At 73.9% G+C, this 21,169-nt stretch carries 13 protein-coding genes; 10 read left to right on the top strand and 3 right to left on the bottom strand.

The genetic code is table 11. The features are described 5' to 3' along the window. Nucleotides 1-148: 148 nt before the first annotated feature. Together OG370_RS27365 and OG370_RS27360 are read right to left on the bottom strand one after the other, a co-directional pair. A complete protein-coding gene (locus OG370_RS27365) occupies nucleotides 149-2,173 on the bottom strand; it encodes an outer membrane protein assembly factor BamB family protein (RefSeq protein ID WP_328468765.1) in 2,025 nt (674 codons plus the stop codon). A 134-nt stretch (nucleotides 2,174-2,307) separates the two neighbouring features. Further along, on the bottom strand, nucleotides 2,308-3,153 hold the full coding sequence (locus tag OG370_RS27360; RefSeq protein ID WP_328468763.1) for a heparin lyase I family protein: 846 nt from the start codon (nucleotides 3,151-3,153) through the stop codon (nucleotides 2,308-2,310). A gap of 527 nt (nucleotides 3,154-3,680) precedes the next feature. Between OG370_RS27360 and OG370_RS27355 the strand changes: the two genes are divergently transcribed. The 6 genes from OG370_RS27355 (at nucleotide 3,681) to OG370_RS27330 (ending at nucleotide 15,586) form a co-directional block, all read left to right on the top strand. Further along, a complete protein-coding gene (locus tag OG370_RS27355; protein ID WP_328468761.1) occupies nucleotides 3,681-7,271 on the top strand; it encodes an alpha-N-acetylglucosaminidase TIM-barrel domain-containing protein in 3,591 nt (1,196 codons plus the stop codon). Between the two features lie 52 nt (nucleotides 7,272-7,323). Continuing rightward, nucleotides 7,324-8,520, top strand: a complete 1,197-nt coding sequence (locus OG370_RS27350; RefSeq protein WP_328468759.1) for an ROK family transcriptional regulator — start codon at nucleotides 7,324-7,326, stop codon at nucleotides 8,518-8,520. Between the two features lie 90 nt (nucleotides 8,521-8,610). Next, a complete protein-coding gene (locus tag OG370_RS27345) occupies nucleotides 8,611-9,777 on the top strand; it encodes a hypothetical protein (RefSeq protein WP_328468757.1) in 1,167 nt (388 codons plus the stop codon). Next, nucleotides 9,774-10,466 carry a hypothetical protein gene (locus OG370_RS27340; protein ID WP_328468755.1) on the top strand — a complete coding sequence of 231 codons (693 nt, stop codon included), beginning with the start codon at nucleotides 9,774-9,776 and terminating at the stop codon, nucleotides 10,464-10,466. The genes OG370_RS27345 and OG370_RS27340 overlap by 4 nt, the downstream gene beginning before the upstream one ends. A gap of 3 nt (nucleotides 10,467-10,469) precedes the next feature. Further along, the gene (locus OG370_RS27335) at nucleotides 10,470-11,123 is read left to right on the top strand and encodes an RES family NAD+ phosphorylase (RefSeq protein ID WP_328468753.1); all 654 of its coding nucleotides are present in this window, start codon (nucleotides 10,470-10,472) and stop codon (nucleotides 11,121-11,123) included. A gap of 50 nt (nucleotides 11,124-11,173) precedes the next feature. Beyond that, nucleotides 11,174-15,586, top strand: coding sequence for a CHAT domain-containing protein (locus OG370_RS27330; protein WP_328468751.1), 4,413 nt, complete (start codon nucleotides 11,174-11,176; stop codon nucleotides 15,584-15,586). Here the strand turns inward: OG370_RS27330 and OG370_RS27325 are convergent. After that, complete coding sequence (locus tag OG370_RS27325) at nucleotides 15,567-17,681, bottom strand: caspase family protein (RefSeq protein ID WP_328468749.1); 2,115 nt, start codon at nucleotides 17,679-17,681, stop codon at nucleotides 15,567-15,569. The genes OG370_RS27330 and OG370_RS27325 overlap by 20 nt on opposite strands. A gap of 222 nt (nucleotides 17,682-17,903) precedes the next feature. On the opposite strand from OG370_RS27325, the gene OG370_RS27320 reads away from it, so the two are divergent. The 4 genes from OG370_RS27320 to OG370_RS27305 are packed head-to-tail and all read left to right on the top strand — an operon-like array spanning nucleotide 17,904 to nucleotide 21,119. Beyond that, a complete protein-coding gene (locus OG370_RS27320; RefSeq protein ID WP_328468747.1) occupies nucleotides 17,904-18,452 on the top strand; it encodes a hypothetical protein in 549 nt (182 codons plus the stop codon). Between the two features lie 53 nt (nucleotides 18,453-18,505). Next, nucleotides 18,506-20,278 (top strand): hypothetical protein, encoded by a 1,773-nt coding sequence (locus OG370_RS27315; RefSeq protein WP_328468745.1) that lies wholly within the window; start codon nucleotides 18,506-18,508, stop codon nucleotides 20,276-20,278. After that, entirely contained in the window at nucleotides 20,275-20,508 is a 234-nt protein-coding gene (locus OG370_RS27310) for a hypothetical protein (protein ID WP_328468743.1), read from the top strand. The genes OG370_RS27315 and OG370_RS27310 overlap by 4 nt, the downstream gene beginning before the upstream one ends. Continuing rightward, nucleotides 20,505-21,119 (top strand): hypothetical protein, encoded by a 615-nt coding sequence (locus tag OG370_RS27305; protein WP_328468741.1) that lies wholly within the window; start codon nucleotides 20,505-20,507, stop codon nucleotides 21,117-21,119. The genes OG370_RS27310 and OG370_RS27305 overlap by 4 nt, the downstream gene beginning before the upstream one ends. Nucleotides 21,120-21,169 lie beyond the last annotated feature (50 nt).

Raw genomic sequence — 21,169 nt, 5'->3', positions numbered from 1 at the left:
AGCCGTCCACCTTCACTCGACAACCGAAAGATATCAATCAAAGGTCGATACGGCCGGGGACCGGCGGCTTTCGCCGCCGGCCACGGCTCGGCGTACAGCGGGAAGCGGGCGGCCCCCGTCAGCGGGCAACCCTTCAGCGGGCGACCGGTCAGCGGGCCGGCCGGTCGTCGACCTCGACGAGGTTGCGGTCGCGCAGGGTGTAGAGCAGACCGCCCTCGGCGTTGACGTGCGGGCCGCTGTACCAGGCGCCGTTGATGCCGGCGACCACGGTGCTGACCGCGAACGTCCGCGGGTGGACGCGGAAGAGCGTCGTGTCCGAAACGCCGTAGACCGTGCCGCGGTTGACGACCATGGCGGCGAACCCCGTGCACACGGCGCTCACATCGGCGGTGTGCACCAGCGTGCGGGTCCTGACGTCGATGACGAACAGCCCGCCCTTCCTGCCCAGTCCGTACAGGTACCGGCCCTGCACGGCGAGCGCGGCCACCCCCGCGGGCTGCCGCGGGTCGATCCGCCACCGCTCCCGCCCGGTCACCGGATCGACGGCGACGACGGCGGGAGTCGGTCCCCCGGCGGCCGCGTTGTCGCCGCCCAGGTACGCGACGCCGCCCTCGTTCGCCACCGCCCGGACCATCTGGACGTCGTCGATCGGGTTGACGTAGGAGGCCGACTTCCCGGTCCTCGGCGAGTACGTCCACAGGGCGCCGCCGCCCTCGGTGTCGGACTGCACGGCCACCAGGAGCAGTTGGTCGGCCAGGTCCCAGGACGTGTCCAGCGGGCGGTTCTGCTGGCTGGGGAAGTTCGCGACCTGGTGCGGCTGCGCGTTCCGGGCGGCGGGGTCGTACCGCCAGATGCCCTGCGCGTCGTACTGGCCGGTGTACAGGCTGCCCCGGATCACCTCGGCGTCCTTGGCCTCGCCGGGCACCAGAAGGTTGACGACCTCCCCGGTCCTCCGGTCGTGCCGGGCGACGCCGCCGTTGCCGCCGACGTAGACGTACCCGCCGCCGGCCGCGATGCCCATGCCCAGTTGCGGGCTGGCGGGCGCGCCGGCCGCCAGCAGGTCGGTGACCACGGACGTCTTCGCCGCCAGGTCGATCTCGGCGACGAAGCCGTAGCCCGAGACGACCTCCAGGTCCCCGTCGATGTGGTCCAGGCCCCAGATCTCGCCGAGGTCGGGCCCGGAGAACGCGACGGGCGCGATCGTCCGGTCCGCCTTCGTGTACGCCTGCACCCCGGACTCGGTGGCGAAGTAGACCCGGTCGTCGTCCCAGGTGAACGACTTGATGGTGTCGCTCTGCGTGGTCACCAGAGTGTAGGAGGACAGGTCCTCCAGTTCCATCACGGCGATCTTCCCCGGCTCCACGGCGCCCGAGGTGCTGACCACCAACTGGTCCCCCATGACGGCCAGTTCCCGCATGCTGGGGTCCTGCTCCATCTCCTTGGGCACGACCGACGCGAAGGTGCGCGCCGCCCGGTCGTAGGCGAACAGCGACGCGCGGCTCGCGCCGCCCCCGCCGGCGAGGATGCTGCCCGCGCCGAAGAAGACGGTGTCCTGCGAGGCCGCGACCGCCCTGGCCAGGGTCGCGTTCGGGTCGGGGACGCCGAGGTTGGTGACGGCGCCGGTGGCCGGGTCGTACTCCCACAGGGCGGGCGCCTTGCCCGGCAGGCCGCCCACCGCGTAGACGGTGCCGTCGGGGGCGACCGCGAGATCGCGGATGTCCCGGTCCTCGGTCCGGCCGACGGCGACCGCGGGCTGGTCCGGCGTCGTGAGGTCCCAGCGGAAGAGGTTCGGCCCGCCCTGGTCGGCCTTGAGCAGGACGCCGACGTAGAGGTAGCGGCCGGTGGGGTCGGCCGCGAGCGCCTGGATGGAGGGCTCGGGTTCGGCGTCGATGGGGGTGTGCGCCACCACCTTCCGGGTCGACCGGTCGAACCCGACCACGCAGGCGGGGTCCAGGTTGCGTGACCCGACGTAGACGGTGTCGCCGACCAGCAGCCCGCTCATCAGCGAGAACTGGACGAGGCCCGGGCCCAGGTCGGTCACCGTCGTCCGGGGCCGCCCGGCGGTCGCGGCGTCGGCCCGGCCGGCGAGGACGGACTCCGCGGCTGCCGCCAGCCCCAACGCGCCGCCGGCCTGCAGCAGTCGGCGCCTGCTCAGGGAAGCGTGGTCGGTCATCTGTACTCCTGAAGGTGTCGGATCTGGGGGTTCTGGGAACTCTGGGGATTCATGTCGCGGGTTCGGATCGCCACCGCACGGCGCGGATCGGCGTCCCTGGACGTGCGGGCACGGGCGCGCGATGCGGGCGCGCGTCACGACAGGTCGAAGACGCGGATGTCGTCGTGCTCGACGATCCGCGTGGGGACGTCGCCGTTCGCGATCGACTCCGACGGCCGGTACAGGCCCCACTTGAGGTAGCCGTGGTCGGCCGGGTCCGCGGGCTGATACGTGCGGATGTTCTCCCACGCGGCTTCCGGGACGTAGTCGCACTGGCCCGGGAGCTGCACGGAGACCCTGAAGTAGCCGGTGTCGTCGGTGGTCCAGCTCGCGTCCACCCGGAAGTTCATCCACTGGTCGACGTAGGGGCGGAAGTCGGGCACCACGGTCGACTGCCGGTCCATCTGCGGCGACCTGAACGCGATCGCGTTGCGCTTCGTCATCAGGTAGAACGCCGGGGGCTGGGCGCCCCCGTACTTGCCCTGGAAGACGATGTCGCCCGTGTCGCTGTCGCCCGCCGTGTACGGCTGCCAGTCCTTGAGCAGCACGCTGAACTCGTAGCGCTGCACGTCGCCGACGTCGAACTGCCCGTTCTTCAGCTGGTCGGTGGCGCTCTCGCTGCGCGGGGCGCCGTCGGAGACGTATCCCGGGTCGCCGAGCGTCACCTTGTGCTGGACCGCGTATGAGCTGTCGTGTCCTGGCTGCACGACAGCGGAGGCGTCGGGGGCCGTGGCGTGCGTGGTGGTCAGGCCCGGCACTCCCGAATCCAGGGTGCCGCTCTCGTAGTTCACCTGCAGGATCTCGGTGGCGGTGGGTCCGGTGGCCGCGGCGCCGGCGCACGTGGTCGTTCCCTCGGCGGCCCGCGCGGCATGGCACAGCAGGACGGGAGCCAGCAGGACTCCCGCGCAGAACGTGGTCGACATCTTGCGCAGCTTGGTCATCTCACCCCTCGACAGCTCGGCACGGCGGGTGGAGCCGGTCGTGAGGACGCACCCACAACGCGGCAACGGCCACCCGAAGCAACCGAACCGTGAATTTTCGGCGCTCAAGCGACATCACCCGAATGCATATCGAGTGCACTTGCGTTGGCTGCATGGTGGCACGCTGTTCATCGATATCGAAAGACCGGCGACGCACATCCATCGCATCCAAGGTCAACACGGGTATTGTGGCTTCCACACTCGCTACCCATGGCGTCCGCCAGCATCGAATCAAAGCCACGCCCCACACCCTGTGACTTTCGTTCGATGGGAAACGACACGGAACGAAGGGTCGACGGACCGGGATACGGCGCGCACCGCCGCCGGTGGGCCGGCCGTGGCGACCGAGGGGGCGCACCCGCGCCGCGGGCGAGGATCGGCCGAAACTCGTCCCCGCGGTGCCTGTGCAGTCTCTTGACGCTAAATGGCATGAACCGCTCAACTATCCGCATGGATAGGAAGAGACACTTCGTAATGCGAGCCAGGCCGTGATCGCCGGCATCCGCAGTCCCTACCGCCGGGCGCTCGCCGCCCTGTCCGTGCTGGCCGCGGGCGCGGCGCTCATCGCCGTGCCGGGTACCGCCGTGGCGGCTGCCGCGCCGGCCACCGCCACGACCGCCTCCTCCGCCGCCGCTCCCCACGCCGCCCCCGCCTCCTCCCCCGCTCTCACCTCCGCTTCGGACGCCTCCGCCTCCGACGCCTCCGCCATGGCGTCGGCCCACGACGCGCTGGTCCGCCTGCTCGGCAAGGCGCACGCCGCCCAGGTCGACCTCCGCCGGCTGTCCGGCGGCACCGACCGCTACCGGGTCGAGGCGCTGGGCGGCCACCTGACCGTCAGCGGCACCACCCCGGCGACCGCGCTGCGCGGCTTCGGCACGTATCTGCACGACGTCGTGCACGCGGACTTCTCGCTCAACGGCGACCAGGCGCACCTCCCGGCGCGCCTCCCGCTCCCCAAGGCTCCGCTCACCGGTGACGCCGTCGTGGCCCACCGGTTCGCGCTCAACGACACGAACGAGGGGTACAGCGGCCCGTACATGACGTGGACCCAGTGGCAGCACCGGATCGACGTGCTCGCGCTGGACGGGATCAACGAAGTCCTGGTCTACGAGGGCCAGGACGCGGTGTACGAGCAGACCTTCGAGAAGTTCGGCTACACCGCGGCCGAGATGCGCTCGTGGATTCCGCAACCCGGTCACCAGTCGTGGTGGATGCTGCAGAACCTGTGCTGCCTCGGCAGCCCGATCCCCCAGGAGCTGATCGACTCCCGCGCCGCGCTCGGCCGGCAGATCACCTCCCGGCTCCGCTCGCTCGGCATGACCCCCGTCCTGCCCGGCTACTACGGCACCGTGCCACCGGACTTCGCGCAGAAGAACGCCGGCGCGCACACCATCGCGCAGGGCACCTGGAACGGCCTGAAGCGGCCGGACTGGCTCGACCCCACCGGTGCGGACTTCACCGCCGTGGCCGCGGAGTTCTACCAGGCGCAGACCCGGCTCTTCGGTCCGAGCACGATGTACAAGATGGACCTGCTGCACGAGGGCGGCCAGGCCGGCGACGTGGACATCCCGGACGCCTCCCGCGCCGTGCAGGACGCCCTGGAGAAGGCCCACCCCGACGCGATCTGGGCCATCCTGGGCTGGGAGAACAACCCGTTGCAGGCCACCCTCACCGCGGTCGACCAGTCCAAGATGCTCGTCGTGGACGGCAACTCCGACCAGCCGAACATCACCGACCGGGACCACGACTTCGACGGGGTGCCCTACGCCTTCGGCACCATCTGGAACTTCGGCGGCCACACCAACCTCGGCACCAGCCTGACCACATGGAACACCAAGTTCCACCAGTGGCTCGCCCGGCCGGGCACGGCGCTGAACGGGATCGCGATGATGCCCGAGGCCATCGACAACAACCCCGCGGCCGTGGAGTTCTTCTCCGACCTGGCCTGGGAGCCGACCGCGGTCGACGTCCACCCGTGGTTCGCCGACTACGCCACCGCCCGGTACGGCGGGAGTGACCCGCACGCGACCGCCGCCTGGAGCATCCTGGCCGACACCGTCTACTCCTGGCCGGCCACCAATGACACCAAACACGTCACCGGCGTCTACGAGTTGCAGCCGTCGCTGACCAGGAGCGGCGGCTCGGTGGGCTACGACCCCGCGCAACTGCGCTTGGCGCTGGGCGACTTGCTCGCGGTGCGCCCGTCGCTGCGGACGAGCACCGCGTACCGCTACGACGTCGTCGACCTCGCCCGGCAGGTGCTCGCCAACGACGGGCGGACCCTGCTGCCGAAGATCCGCACCGCCTACTCCGCCCAGGACCGTTCGCTCTTCGAGCAGTTGACCGGCACGTTCACCGGCGAGATGAAGCTCCTCGACCAACTGCTCGGCACCGACGGCAACTTCCTCTTCGGCTCCTGGCAGGCGGACGCCGCGGCGCAGGCCGGTTCGCCGGCCGAGGCGGCGGCGCTGCAGTACGACGCGCGCTCCCTGCTCACCCAGTGGTCGAAGACCGGCGTGATCCAGGACTACGCCGCCCGCGAGTGGAACGGCCTGGTCGGCGACTACTACCTGCCGCGGTGGCAGAAGTACTTCGACGGCCTCGACCAGTCGCTGCGCACCGGCGAACCGGCGCCGGCCATCGACTGGATCGCCGTCGCCGAGCAGTGGGACGAGAAGACCACGCAGTACCGCAGCACGCCGGCCGGCGACGCGCACGCCCTCGCCGAACGGGTCGCCGACCTCCCCTCGGGCACCCTGGCGCTCGACTCGGCGCAGTCGGGTGCGGCCCCGCGCGGCACCGTCCGGGTGACGGCGACCTTCGTGAACAGCAACCCGGTGCGCGCCGCCGGGCAGCCGGACTTCGTCCTGCGGGCGCCGGCCGGGTACCGCGTGCGGCCGGTCAGCGGGCCGGCCTCGACCACCGTGCCCACGAACGGTACGGCGAGCCGGAGTTGGGACGTGACGATCCCCGCGAGCGCCACCCCCACGACGGTGGCGCAACTGTCCGCCCGGGTCACCTGGGCCTCGGGCAGCGCGCACGGCTCGGCCACGGCCGGCAGCGGCGTGCTCGTCGCCGGACCCGTGTCCGACCCGTACCGCACCACCGCCACCACACCGTTGACGGTGGCCCAGAGCGGGTCCACGCTCGCCCTCGCCGGGGGCGGCGCCGACCAGTACAAGGGCTCCGACGAGTACGGCACCGTCTACCGCCCCGGGCTCCTCGCCGACCGCACGTCGGTGACGACGCAGGTGCGGGCGCAGGGCGACAGCGCGCCCTACGCCCGGGCCGGCCTGGTGATCTCCTCCGACCTGGCCGCGCCGGGCTCCGGCGGGTACGCGACGCTGGCGGTCACTCCGGAGCACGGCTGCATGCTGAGTTGGGACTCCGACGGGGACGGCCGGCTCGACCACTACCTCGAGGACGACGGGCTCACCGCCCCCGCGTACGTCCGGATCAGCCGGTCCGGCGACACGGTCACCGGGGCGTGCAGCACCGACGGCACGAACTGGGCGGTCGTCGGATCGGCGACGGTGCCCGGCATGAGCCCGGCCGAGGACGCGGGCGTGGACTTCTCGGCGGTCAACCAGAACACCCACCAGAGCGGTTACGCCGTCTTCCAGGGCCTGACCGTCTCCGCCTACGCGCCGCGCGACACCTCAGGGGACCCGGTGGTGAGCGTCGGCCGGCCCGCGACCGCGCTCTCCTCCGAGGCGGGCAGCCCGCCGTCGGCGGCCGACGACGGCGACCGGACCGACAAGCAGTACTGGGGCGGGGTGATCGGCGACGCCGGCACCTGGTGGCAGGTCGACCTCGGCTCGAACCAGCGGCTCTCGTCGGTGAACGTGCGCACCTACGTGGACGGAAAGCGGTACTACACCTACCTGTTGGAGGGAAGCACGGACGGCACGCACTGGTTCTCGCTCGGCGGTAAACTCTCGACTGCGGTGGCCGCCGACTCCGGGGACAGCTACGCGACGGACGCCCAGGCCCGCTACGTACGGGTGGTCGGCCTGTCCAACTCGGCCAACGGCACGTTCCACCTGAGCGAGGTGACCGTGCGAGCCGCCGCCGACTGACGCTACTGACGCCGTGGCCGCCCGCGGGCGCCGGAATCCGGGAGGCCGGCACGTGACGCACGGCGCCACCGGCACCGCCGTACTGCGCGAGCTCAACCGCATCGCGGTGCTCGACGCGGTACGGCGGGCCGTGCCGGTGCCGTTGCGCATCGCCGAGATCGCCGACCGCACCGGGCTGGCCCGGCCCACCGTGCGGCAGGCCGTCGACCTGCTGATCGAGCGGGCATGGCTGGTCGCCGTACCGGGCACCGAGGACCGCTCGGTCGGCCGGCCGGCCACGCGCTTCGCGCTCGACGGCCGGTCTCGTCCCGTGCTCGGGATCGACGTGGGGCCGCACCGGGTCACCGCGGTGGTGGCCGAGGTCAGCGGGCGCCGTCTGGCGACGGTCCGCAAGGTCGTCGGCCGGTCGCGCGCGGCCGACGTCCTGTCCGCGATGGACGCCGCCGTACGGTCCGCGCTCGCCGAGGCGGGGGTCGACGCCGGGTCGGTGGCCGCGGCCGCGGCGGGTTCGCCGGGGCTGATCGACGCCGCGACCGGCACGGTGGAACTCGCGCCGAGCGTCGCGGGCTGGCCGTCACTGGCGATCGTGGAGCGGGTACGGGCCGTCGTGCCCTGCGCCGTACATCTGGAGAACAACGCCAACCTCGCCGCGCTCGCGCTGGCCCGCGCCCAGGACGACCCGGACGGGACGCTGCTGGCCGTCCAGTGGGGTGAGCGCCTCGGCGCCGGGATCGTGATCGACGGCCGGCTGCACCGGGGGACGCGGAGCGCCGCGGGCGAGATCGGGTTCATCGGGGAGGGCGCCCGCCTGGTCACGGCGGGCGGGCGCGGCGAGTTGGAGAGCCGGCTGTCGTCCGAGGCGATCGGCCGGCGCGGTGTCGAGGCGGCCGCCGCGCACCCCCGGTCCGTCCTCGCCACGCAGATCGCGGCCGGTACCGACCCGGCCGCCGCCGTCTTCACCGCGGCCACCCGCCGCGACCGGGCCGCGCTCGCCGTCGTCGACGACATCGCGGGCACCTTCGCCAGGGCGATCGCCCCCGTCGTCCTCGCCCTCGCGCCCGGCGCGGTCGTGATCGGCGGCGGGGTGGCCCGGGCGGGCCCGGTGCTGGCCGACGCCATCGCCGCGCATCTCGCCGAGCGCGTCCTGGTCTGCCCCCGGGTCTCCCTGTCCGCGCTCGCCGAGGACGCGGTCGTCTCCGGCGCCATCCAGCTGTGCACCGACGAGGTCTGGGCCGCCGCGCTGACCTGACGCCTCGTCCCGTCCCGGGCCGGCGGGGAGGCGGCGGCGGGGGCGCCTCAGGGTTGTGAGCCGCGCGGCGCCGGTGCGATGCTGGCCGTCATGCCCCCGCTTCCTCGCGTGCCCGACCACGGAGAGGTCCTCGCGGAGGTGCGGAAGGTACGGCGGGCCGGCGTCGTCAGGCTGCGCACGCTGGACGTGCCCGCTCTCACCGGGATCGCCCGGGACGTTCCGGTTCCGCGGGAGGGCGGCGAGGGGCCGGGCGGGGCGGTGGAACGGGTGCTGCGCCTGGCCGTCTCCCGGCTGGACGGCGGCACGCTGCAGGCCGCCGCCGAGTACAGCCTCGGCCTCTTCCCGGGCACCCGGGACTGGCCGGCGAGCGACCGGCGCAGGAGCGCCGCCCAGGTGTACGGGGTGAGCGTCGAACGCTTCCGCAAGCACCACGAGTTGATCGTTCTCGGGCAGGTCGCGGAACTCGTCGTCCGGCTCGCGGAGCGGGTGCCGCGGGACATCGGGGCCGCGAACGGGACCGGTTCCGGCAGCGGCAGCGGCAGCGTCGAGCATCCGCTCGGGCCCGAAGCGTACGACCGCGTCCCCGCCGCGCACCGGGCCCTGCGCGTGCGGGTGCACCACCGCACCGTGCCCGTGACGGTGCACGTCCACGCCGTCGACCTCCTGCGCGACATCGACGTGGTCGTCTCACCGTCGAACACCTACTTCGTGCTGCCCCCGCCCTACAAGTCGTCCGTCTCCGCGACGCTGCGCCGCGCGGGAGCGCGCCGGGACCCCATCGGCGGGCTCGTGGACGACCGCATCGAGGACGAGTTGCGGCGGTGGACCGCCCGGCACGCGCCGGCCGGCCGGGAAGCCCGACCGGGCACCGTCGCCGTCACCTCCGGGGGCGAGCTCGGCCGTCAGGGCATCCGCCGGATCTACCACGTGGCCCTGGCCGTACCCCGCCCTGAGACCAACGACTACCAGGTGCAGCCCGCCGACATCACCAGAGGAGTCGCCCGGGTCTTCGCGGTGCTGGCCGAGGAGGCGCCGAGGTACGAGCCGCCGCTGCGCTCGATCTGCCTGCCGCTGCTCGGTGCCGGTCGCGGCGGCCTGACCCCGTCGGCGAGCTTCGGCGCGCTGTGGGCCGCGGTCGAGGCCGAACTCGCCCGGGGCGCCGACTGGGACGTCCATCTCGTCGTACGCCGCCACGACCGCGCCGACCTCCTGGTCAGGCTGCTGGCCGGCACGGAGGCCACGGGGGTGGACGGATGAGCCCGGACCCGGCCGGGCCGGCCGAACCGTATGTCGTCCTCGCCGCCGCGGCGGCACGCTGGGACCTCGTCGAGGGGCGCCTCGGACCGGACCTGCGCGCCCGGCTGGCCGCGTTGCTCGGCGTGGTGCGCGACGCGGACCGCCCTCCCGGCCTCCGCCGCGCCGCGGCGGGAGATGCCGCGAATCTGCTGCGCGAGCGGCTGCCCGACGTGTTCGGACAGGAGGTGCAGGAGGCACAGGCGCGGCTGGTCCCTGGCGGCGCGGTGGCCGGGCCGCTGCTCGTGGAGGGTTTCGCGGCCGAGGACCTCGCGGTGCTGCTGGTCGACGGGCACCGCATGGTCGGGCCCGTCCTCGGCCCGGTGCGCGCGCGGCTGCTCGCCGAACCCGCGCTGGACGCCGAGACGGTGCTGGAGCACGGCAGCGACCCCTTCGCCCCGGATCTGATCCGGCTGCCGGGGGTGGGCGGGCAACTGCGGCTGCCGCGCTTCCAGTTCACCGAGGATGTCCGTCCCCGGCCGGTCGTACGGGAGGTCAACGCGCTGCTGGCCGCCGACCGCGACCCGTGGGGCACCGCCGACTGGTGGCTGTCGGCCAACGCGTGGCTCGGCACCAGCCCCGTACGGCTGCTCGGCACCGGTGGCGACCGGCGGCTCGTCGACGTCGCGGGGTTCCTGCTGGAGAGTGAGTAGCCCGTGCCCAACTACCGCCCGCCCGAAGCGATGACGGGCACCCCCGGCAAGGTGACGCTGCCCCGCGGGACGCTGCTGCACCGTATCCACGGCTCCCACCGCGCGGCCGAGGGCTTCAACCCGAAGCCCGCGCACTGCCTCTACGGCGGAGGCCGGTTCGACGCCACCTCCTGCGATCCGTACGGCTACCTGTACGCCGGGCTGAGCGCGACGGCGGCCGTCTGCGAGACCCTGCTGCGCTCGCTGCCCTTCGATCCCGCGGGCGGGCCCCGGCTGCTGCCGCGCCGCGCGGTGCAGGGGCGCCGGCTGAGCGCGCTGCGGCTCACCGCCGACCAGCACGTGCTGCCGCTGATCAGCGCGCAGGACCTGGCCGCCGTCCACCAGGACACCTGGCTCGTGCACACCGAGGCGCAGGAGTACCCGTACACCCGCGACTGGGCGCACTGGCTCCGCCGCCAGACCGAGCCGTGGGCGCAGGGGCTGGTGTGGGCTTCCAAGCGGGAACCGGCGGAGCGCTCGGTGATGCTGTTCGGCGACCGCGTCCCGGCCGACGCGCTGCGGATCGACGAAGGCGGCACCGTCGACTTCGACACCGCGCAGGGGCGGGAGTGGCTCAACGCCGTGCTCCGGCCCTATTACGTCCAACTCGCTCCCTGAAAGCAGCACTTGGACCACTCTCTCCGCTGAACCCTGGGACCCTCGTCACCGTGACCGCGCAGAACCCGACACCCGCTCCCGACGAGCACGCGAACACCGACACGTACGAGGACGAGGACGCGTACGAGTCCGGCGACGACGCGTACGAGGACGGCGACGAGCTGCGCGCCGGGCGCGAGGAGATCCTCGCCGCCCTCGCCGCGACCGCCTCCGATGATCCCGCGGCGCCCGTCCTGTGCGCCCGCGCCGGCACGCTCAGCTACCGCCTGTGGCTGCTGGAGGGCCGGCCGGAGGACCTGGAACTGGCCGCCGAGGCATTCGGGTTGGCCTTCCGGGCGCCCGGCGACGACGGCGAGTGGGCCGTGTGGCGGATCGAGTTCGGGCATGTCCGCCGCTGCCAGTACGAAGCCGAACCGCGCCCCGAACTCCTGGACGAGAGCGAGGAGTTGCTGCGCGACGGGATCTCCGGCCTCGCCGATCGCGGCGAACGCGGCGAACGCGGCGAACGCGACGGCCTCGCCCGCCTCCTGGGGCTCCACCTGCTCGCGGTCTGCGCCAAGGAGCGCTTCCAGGACTTCGACGGCCCGGCGGAGCGGCGCGCCGAACTGCTCGACGAGGCCCTGCGGCGGTACGAGGAAGCCGACGGCGCGCTGCCCGGCGACGCGCTCCCCGGCGACGAGGAAGCCTCGCCACCGAGTGAGGACGCCCTGGAGCTGACGGTGTCCCGGGCCTATCTGCACCTGGAGCGCTGCGAGGTGCGCTCCGACCCGGCCGACGCGTCGGCCGCGGCCCGCCTCTACGGCATGGTGTTGGACGCCGCCCCGCCCGGCATCGACCTGCCGTTCCTGCGCCACAGCCGCGCCCTGGCCCTCATGGCCCATGGCCGGATGACCCGCGACCGGGCCGAACTGGAGCTTTCCCGAGGTGAGTTCGACTCGGCCGTGCTCGAAGCGACCCGGACCGCGGGCGAAGCCCCGCCCTGGGCCTGGGAAGCCGAGATCCGGTGCGTCTTCATCCGGTTCCTGATCTGGGCCACCTGGAAGGACCAGGCGCACGCCGCCGCGGCCGAGGTGGAACTGGCCAGGCTGCTGGCCGATCCGGCCGACGTCGACCGGCTCCTGCCGCAGTACCTCGACAGCTTCGGACGGCTGCTGTACGAACGCGGCGGCGTGCGGGGCGACAAAGCCCTGCAGGATCGGGCGATCGCCCTCATCCGGCGGGCTGTTGACGCGTGGGTGCCGGAACGCGACGGCCGGGTCACCGTCACCGCTCTGCTCCTCGCGGTCTTCCAGCAGAACCGCTACCTGGAGGACCCCGATCCGCGGCGGCTGCGGGACGCGGCCGAAGGCGCGGACCTGGTCCTCGCCGACGAGCAACTCGACGACGACCTGCGCAAGATGACGCAGCTGACCGGCTTCTGGGCCCGCGCCATGCTGAAGGACGCGCACGGCGTCACCCTCGAAGCGCCGGACGACGTGCCGGAGGCCGTCCGCCTCGACGGCGCGCTCGCGGCGTACCAGAGCCTGCTGGGCGACATCGAACAGGGGCACACCTTCCTGGACTTCGGCGACGGGGACCAGGGCTTCCCCGGCATGTTCGGCAACGTCGACGGCGACAGCCGGCGGGCCAGGACCTTCGACGCTGAGTACGCGCTGTTCCGGGGCCTTGAGTCGCACGAGGAGCGGGCCCACCTCGCCGCCTCCTTGCTGCTGCGCCGGATGCTCATCGACCCGCACGGCACCCACGTCACCGCCGAGCAGAAGGCCGAGTTGATCGACTGCGTCCTCAGCTTCGGCCAGGACGACCCGCAGTGGCAGCGCCGGGCCCACGCCGTCGCCGCGCAGGCCCTCATGCTCGGCAGCGACTCCCGCACGGCCGGCGGCATGGACGAGGTGCTGGACCACCTCGCGCGCGCGGAGCCCACCACGGGCGCGCCGGGCGGCACCGACGGCAGAGGTCTCGGCATCGAACTCATCCGGCTCACCGCCACGGCCACCCGGGGGCAGACCGCCGCAACCGGCGACGACGGCGTGGCGGCCCGGGGCCAGTGGCAGCGACTGCGGGACGACCCCCGGGTGACCCCCTACCTGCGCCGGATGCTGGACACTCAGCAGGCCGCGGTCGACGCCCAGGCCGCCGCCCAGCGCGGCGACCTCGCCACCGCGGACGGCCACCTCGCCGCAATGCTCGCGGCACACGCGGCGCTCGACCCCGACGACCCGTCCCGCATCGAGGTCTGGACGCTCCTGGAGAACGCCCGCTCCGTCCGCGACCACGCCGCCCGCACCCTGGGCGCCCCACCCGCACCGCCACTCGTCGGCCGCCCGTCCATCGCTCAACTCCGGTCCGCGGCGAAGCAGTTGCCGCGCGACCACCGGACGTGGGTGCTCGGCGACAACGCGATCGCCCGCTTCGCCCGGGCCGCCGACCGGCAGGACGCGGAGGCGTTGGCCGAGGCGATGAAACTGCTCAAGGAAGCCCACGACCTGGCCGACGAGGGCAGTGACAGCCGGCTGCGGTACGCCCACTGCCTCGGTTCCGGGCACTGCGCGCTCGCCGAGGTCCAGCGCCTGCCCACCGCCCGGGCCCGCCATCTCTCCCAGGGAATCGCCCTGTTGGAGTCGGCGTTCGCGCTGGCCGGCGGCCCCGACCACCGGCTGTACGCGCTCGCCGGCCTCGCCCTCGGCCGCGCCTACCGGACCCGCGGCGAGCTGCGCGGCGACGACCGCGGCGCGGGCCGCCGGGTCGGGCTCGACGCGCTGCGCGGCCACGCGTGGGCCGCGCTGCTCCAGTCGGGCACCGAACACGCCGCCCAGGCCGTGGTGCAGGCCACCGACACCGCGTTCGAGGTCGCGGGCTGGTGCCTGCGCGACAACGTTCCCGAGCAGGCCGTCCGGGCCCTCGACGCCTGCCGCGGCCTCGTCCTGCACGCCGCCACCACCTCCCGTACGGTGCCCGAACGCCTCGTCGCCGCGGGCCGCGACGACCTCGCCGCCGAGTGGAGCGCCGCGGGCCTCGGACCCGCCGACCCGGCCGACCCCCTCACCGCTGTCCAGGCGCCCCTCGCCGTGCCCAGCAGCCTGCGCCGCCGCGTCCTCGCCGCCCTCACCGGGACGGACCCGGTCCAGGACGGCCTGCTCGACCCGCCCGACCCGGACGAGATCGCCGCCGCGCTGCGCACCCTGCGCAAGGACGCGCTGGTCTACCTGGTCCCGGCGACGGGCGACACCCCCGGCAGCGCCGTGGTCGTCACCTCGACCGGCGCCGGGCACGCCGTTCCGCTGCCGACCCTGGCCGCGGACGCGGCGGCGCTGCGTGACTACGTCCGGGCTCCGGTGGCGGGCTCCGGCGACGCGCCCGCGCCGGGCACGTTCCCCGGCTCCGGGTCCGGGTCCGGGTCCGGCCGCGTCCTCGGGCCGGTGCCCGGCTACGCGTCCGCCTCCTCGGCCACCGCGTCACTGCGCAGCCGCCTCGACCGGGTGTGCGGGTGGGCCTGGTACACGGGGATGCGGCCGCTGCTCGACGTGTTCGCCACCCGGACCGGTCGCGTCCCGCGCCTCGTCCTCGTGCCGATGGGAACCCTGGGGCTCGTGCCCTGGCACGCCGCATGGCGGCAGGGGCCGGACGGAGGGCGCCGGTACGCGCTGCACGACGCGGAGATCTCGTACGCCGCCTCCGCCCGGCTCCTGTGCGATGTGGCCGCCCGTCCGCCGGCCGCCCACACGGGTGCCGCGCTCGTCGTGGGCGACCCCACCGGGGATCTGCGGTACGCGGGCGAGGAGGCCGACGCCGTGCAGCGGGCCTTCTACCCGCGCGGCCGGTTCCTCGGGCACCGCGAGGGCGGAGCGTCGGACGGACCCGGCACGCCGGCGGAGGTGCTGGCCTGGTTGACGGGCGAGGCGGCGGGGGGCGCCGACGGCCCGGCGGGCGCCGGGGTCGAGGAGGGTGCCGGGGTCGCGGGGACCGCCGGGGTCGAGGAGGGCGCCGTACTGCACCTGGCCTGCCATGCCGCCATCTCGGCAGACACCCGCCACACCGCCCATCTCGCCCTTCACGGCGGCGAGTTGGCGGCCGAGGACCTCACCGAGGCCACGGGCGCGACGGGCGGCAGCGGGCTCGGCCTCGTCCTGCTCGCCGCGTGCCGCACCCATGTCTCCGGGCGCGGCCACAACGAGGCGTACAGCCTGGCGACCGCCTTCCTGGTGGCCGGCGCCCGGTCGGTCATCGGCTCGCTGTGGCCGGTGCCGGACGACGCGACGTCGGTGCTGATGTTCCTGGTCCACCACTACCTGCGCGCCGAGGGGGAGCCGCCCGCGACGGCACTGCGCCGGGGCCAACTGTGGATGCTCGATCCGGCCCGGGAGCTTCCCGCCTCCCTGCCCGCGTCCCTCGCCGAACGCACCCGGCACATCGACCCGGACGACCTGAGCGCCTGGGCGGGGTTCACGCACCTGGGCCAGTAGGCCCCCCGGGCACCACGGTCCGCACGGTGATGGTGCGGGTGGCCCAGCGGACGGGTACGGCGCCGGTGACGCGTCCGGCCTGGCGCCGGCCACCGGACCGGTCCGGGCCCGCGAACCGCAGGACTTCCGCGGTCCCCGGGTCCTCGGCCGCCGCACCGTCTTCGCGGCTGACCGCGCGGGCCGGGTCCCACGCCGGCATCTGGAACGGCACCGTGTTCAACTCGCCTTCGGCGACGATGAGTTTGAGCCAGTCCCGGGCCTCGGCTCCCGGGACGACCGGACTGGTGGGCAGCAGGGAGAGTTGCACCGGGTCGCCGTCCAGCGCGTGGCCGGTGCGGCCCGGGCCGATGAAGTGCCCTGGAAACAGGGCGGAGTCGGCGGCGTAGCTGTCGGTCAGGTCGAGCAGGACGCACCACAGCGGGCGCTGCGAGCGGTTGTGCAGCCGGATCGAGACCCAGGGCTCGCGCGGCCGTTCGGCGGACCCGACGCCGTACGCGCGGACGATCTCGCCCCGGCCGTCCGGGACGAGCGCCGGCCCGTCGGGCGCGTCCCAGGGAACGATCTCCACGCGCACCTGGTTGTCCAGCACCGAGGGCCGCGACGTGAAGTCCCGCAGCCGCCGCCACCCGGCGAGATGCGTCAGGCACGCGGCGACCCGTCGCGAGTCCGGGTCGCCCGCTCCGTTCCCGGCCGGGTCCTCGCCGAACGGCAGCGGTTCCACCAGTGCGGTGCCGTCCCGGTCCAGCACCGACGCGAACCCGTCCCGCGCCACCACGCGGAAGTGCGGGTCACCGCTGTCCCCGGGCGCATCGACGACCTGGAGGAGCGGCGACGGCCCGCCGCCCGGCCCGGCCGACGCGACGGCCGCCGCCAGCCGCTCCGCGGCGCCCGGCAGCCCGTCCGCTGCCACGCTCACGGTCGCCGGCGCCGACGCCAGCGCCGACAGCACCACCGGGTAGACCCGCGCCATGTCGGGCAGCCAGTCCACCGGGTCCACGAGGGTGCGGTCGGCGCGGACCACGCGGGCCCGCAGTACCCCGCCGGGCGCCGTACCGTCCGCGCCTCCCGCAGGGTTCGGGCTGTCCGAACTGTCCGTGCCGATAGGGCCGTTCGGGCCGGCCGCCCAGCCCCCGTCCACCACGCCGAACTCCGTGCCCTCGGCCCCGGCGCCGTCCCGCAACCCGTGGCCGGTGCCGCAGTCCACCTCCCAGCCGTGCGCCCCGAAGCGCAGCAGGTGGTCCCCCGTCGCTCCCGCGACCGCGCCGCCGAGGAAGGGCAGATCGGCGACGCCGGGTGCCTCGGGATACAGCACCGGCCGCTGCCCGCCGCCGGCACGCTCGACCCGGGCGTCGGCCGCGGCCAGCAACTGCCGGTACGTGGTGTCCGGGCCCGCGGTCCGGGCCGCGGCCAGCAGGGCGTGCGTGAAGACACCGTGCCGCCGCCCGTCGAACTCCCCCTCGTACGAGAGCTGATCGAGCCTGCTCGCGGCCAACAGCACGTGACGCGACGGGCCTTGGGGCAGTTCCACGTCCCGCGTCACGCTCTGAGCCGCATCCCCCGCCATGTCCTCGCGCGCCACGCTCCGCGCCGTCTCCTCTTCCCCCCACCGCGGCAGCGGTGGCGCGAAGCGCGCGGTCATGCCCGCCGCCTCCGCGTCGTCCCGGGTGGCGCCGCCGGAGTAGCAGCAGTCCAGCACCGCCACCACATGGACGCCGCGGCCCGCGACCTCGCCGAGCAGTGCGCCCAGCCGTTTGTCGAGCAGCGGGCCGTCCGCGCAGACCAGTGCCTGGTTCCGGCCCGTCGCCTCGATCAGCAGGTCCGCGCCCGAAGCGACCGCCTCGGTGCCGTGCCCGGAGAACCAGAAGAGCGCGGTGTCCCCCGGGCCCGCGGCCCCCAGGAACGTACGGATGCCGTCCTCCACCGCCGCAACGGTCACCGCGCCGTCGAGCAGGACCCGTACCCGGGCGGCGCCCCCGGTGCGGTCCGTCAGGAGCCGACGGGCCTCGGTGATGTCGTTGACGCAGCCGGTGAGCGGCTTGGCGATGTGCGCAGGGTAGGCGTTGACGCCCGTCATGAACGCATGGATCGACCCCATGGTGGGCAGTCTGCCAGCCGCGTCGAGCCGCTCGCGCGAGCGAGCCGGGCGCCGACCGGGCGAATCCTGGGCGCAATTCGGTTATTCGACCGTGAAGCCGCGCTTCCGGTCGCAGAATTGACGCAGCGTCACTAGTCTTCGTCTCTCGCAGCCGCCACGCTGAAGCTGAAGAGGGCACGCACCGCGGAGACGGCGAACGCCTTCACTCACGTCGGGGGACACATGGGTCACTTGGAACGGCCACGGCGGATCGTGCAGAGCGGCGGTGCGGCGACGCCCGCGATGTCGCCGCCTGCCGTGTCGCCGCCCGCCATGTCGCCGGACCTCCTGCGCCGCACCGAGCAGGGGACGGGTACCGGGCCCTCCTCCGGCCGGGTCGTCGGCCGGACCGGGCCCCACCTCCCGCTGCGCCGTGCGGCCCTCGCCCCGCGCCCGCAGGACCTGCGCGACGCGGTGGGCCGCCTCGACGCCGGCTTCGACGAGAGCGTGTGCAAGCAACTGGCCGAGTGGATTCGCGACCAGTACGAGACCGGCTACGGCGAGGCCCCCGTCGGCTTCTTCGCCGTCTGCCACCTCGGCCCCCCGTACATCGACCATCAACTCAACCTCTTCCAGCAGATCGTCCGGCACTTCACCCCCTTCGAGGCGGTGCCCGAACCCTTCGCGGCCGCCCGGATGCTGGTGCGCTCCGGCGGCTACGCCTTCGTCGAGGTCTACCCCGGCGGGCTGCTCCTGCCGGTCCTCGACGACGGGACCGTGGTCCGTCCCTGACCCACCCGCTGCCGACGCCCCCGACCGGAACCGTGTGATCGGAGAACAACCGCATGTCCGAGGTGGACTACGCCCTTCATCGGAAGGTGCAGCAGGTCAGCAACCTCGTGGTCCGGCTCAGCGAGCAGGTGGGTTCCGTGTCCGGCCAGGTGGCGGCCGTCGAGTCCCACCAGCAGCAGACCCGCACGGAACTCCAGCAACTGCGCGACGAGTTCCTCGCCTTCGTCCGGACCGCACAGCTCACCGCCAACGTCCAGCGCGCCGAGACCCGCGTCGGCGTGATCCAGGACCAGGTCGACCACGAGTTCGGCCACCACAAGACGGTGCGCCGCACCGCGGTCGGGATGCTCCAGGCCTTCGACCTGGGCCTGGTCTCCGAGGACAACGTCCGCCTCGTCAGCGACCAGTTGATGATCCAGACGCCGCGCTACTGGCTGGCACCCGCCCTGGTGGCACTGGCCTCCTGGTCGGCCGACGACCGCACGTTGTGCGAGAAGGCCGTGGAGGAGGCGTTCCGGCGCTCTCCGGAGCACACCTCGCTGTTCTTCGCCCTGGTGCTGCGCCGGCAGCAGCGCAGGGCGGCGGCCGTGCGCTGGCTGCGCCACTACCTGATCGCCCAGGACCCGGCCGCGCTCGGCCGGGAGTTCGCCGTCATCCTGGAGTCCATCGCCCAGGGCGCGTTCGGGCTCGCCGGCCGTGAACTGCTCGACACGACACTGGCCGGCTGGCGCGAGCGGTTCATGGACGACGACGACTCCCAGCGGCGGCAGATCACCCGCTGGCGCGACGAGATCGACTCCCTCGCCCGGCCCTCCACGGTGGCCGAGTTCCCGCGCCTGGCCCAGGTCAGCCCGCAGTGGCCGCAGCTCGGCGGCGTCCTCGGCCGGGCCCGCGCCCAGCAGGCCGTGCTCGACAAGTACCAGGCCGTCATGGACCACGTCGGCCGACCCACCGAGCGGATCGAGGACGCGGTGGACGACATCCTCGACCGGCTCGTCTCGGGTTATGACAACGAGGAGTTGCCGCTCCGCCGCGACCTCGCCTTCAACCACGCGGTCATCGACCACGGCGGCGACCTGGACGCCGCCCGCAAGGCATCCGACGCGGACTCCGCCTCGTACGACGAGACGCTCGACTACCTGACCGTGCAGACCACCGCCGCGCTCAACCCGGCGGCCCTCGGCACCTCGCCCGCCACCCGCCAACTGGCCGTCGCCGCCTGCCACGAGTGGTTCCTGCAGGCGCACGCCGGATTCACCCGCGACTACCGGGCCGCCGTGCCGCCGGATGTCCAGGCGCAGTTCGACACGACGTGCACGGTGGCCGCGCAGACCTTCCGACTTCCGCAGTGGAATGGTTCGTTCACCCGGCCGATGCCCGACCTGGAGCAGTCGCTGACCGCGCACTGGGACCAGCACATGGCCCCCTTCGTCGCTTCGTACGCCTTCCCGTGGGTGAGGAAGGCGGCGCCGCTCGCGCTCGTGATCACCGGCGTCCTGGTGGTCATCGGGGCCTTCAGCATGCCGGCCGCCCTGGTGATCTCTGCGGTCGTGGGCGGCGTCTGGGGCCTGATCCTGTACAACGGCGCCCAGGCCGCCCGCCGGCTCCAGGACAACGCCCGCACGATCCTCGAACAGGCCAAGCTGGAGTCCCTCCACCAGCTGCGCGCCGCCTCCGCCGAACTCACCGACTGGAAGCAGAAGTTGCGCACGGCCGAGGACGTCGAGCCGCGCTGCCGGGAGATGATCAAGTCGCTGAGCACCGCTGTTCACAGCGGTTCGCCCTTCGAGGGCCGCACCGTAGGCAAGGAGGGACCCGCATCATGAGCGCCACCGGCCCCGGCCCGTACCCCACCGAACCGCCCCCGCCCCGCAAGCCGCCCGGGGAGACCGCCTGGTCCTCGTCCGGCGCCGGTTCCCCATGGGCCTCCTCCGCCGGCGGGAGAACCGGGGAACGTGTCACCAGCCGGGTCCGCAGGGTCGTCGAGGGCCTGCCCGACTGGGAGCCGCTCCCGCCGGGCGAGACCCTCGTGCGCAGGCCCGGCGGCTCGGTGTGAACGCGTACTGGGGGCACGGCGGGCCGTACGAGACGTGGGTGGAGTTCCTGCGGCGCTGGGCGGCCGAGGAGCCGGTGTCCCCCGGCGCCCTGCCGCCGCTCGCCGACGACCGGTTTCCGGCCGAGACCTGGGCGCGGCTGGCGGAGCACCTCGGCCGGGCCCTCGACACCCGGCTCACCGCCTGGGCCGACCGGCTGGTCGAGGCGCTGCTCGCGGCTTCGGACGAGTTCTCGGCGGGTCGCGCGCTGGCCCAGGCCAGAAACGGGCTGCAGGCCGTACGGGCGCTCGCCGGGCACCCGGGACTGCCCGAGGCGACGCGCACCCGGCTGACCGACATGGTCGACGGCCAGATCCGTGATCTGCAGGACCAGTTGGAGCGCTCCCTGGACCGGGCAGCCGCAGAGAACGGCTCCGACCCCCGCTGGGTGGAGCAGCGCCGGCGCACCTTTCGGGACAACCCGCTGACCGCCGCGCTCCCGGCCGGCCCGCCCGCTCCGGGGAAGGCGGCGGCCCGCGGGAAGGCGGACCCGAACGCGGACCCGATCCCGGACCCGGACCCGTGGGCCGTCGATCCGGCGGCCCGCCCGCGCCGCCGGGTGATCACCAACTGAACCCGACCGAACTCCTTTCCTGGCCAAGCCACTTGCTCACCCGGCCCAGC

The organism is Streptomyces sp. NBC_00448 (assembly GCF_036014115.1).
Classification (GTDB): Bacteria; Actinomycetota; Actinomycetes; order Streptomycetales; family Streptomycetaceae; genus Actinacidiphila.
The sequence above is the reverse complement of the archived record's forward strand: the minus strand, read 5'-3'. Positions and strand labels throughout refer to the sequence as shown.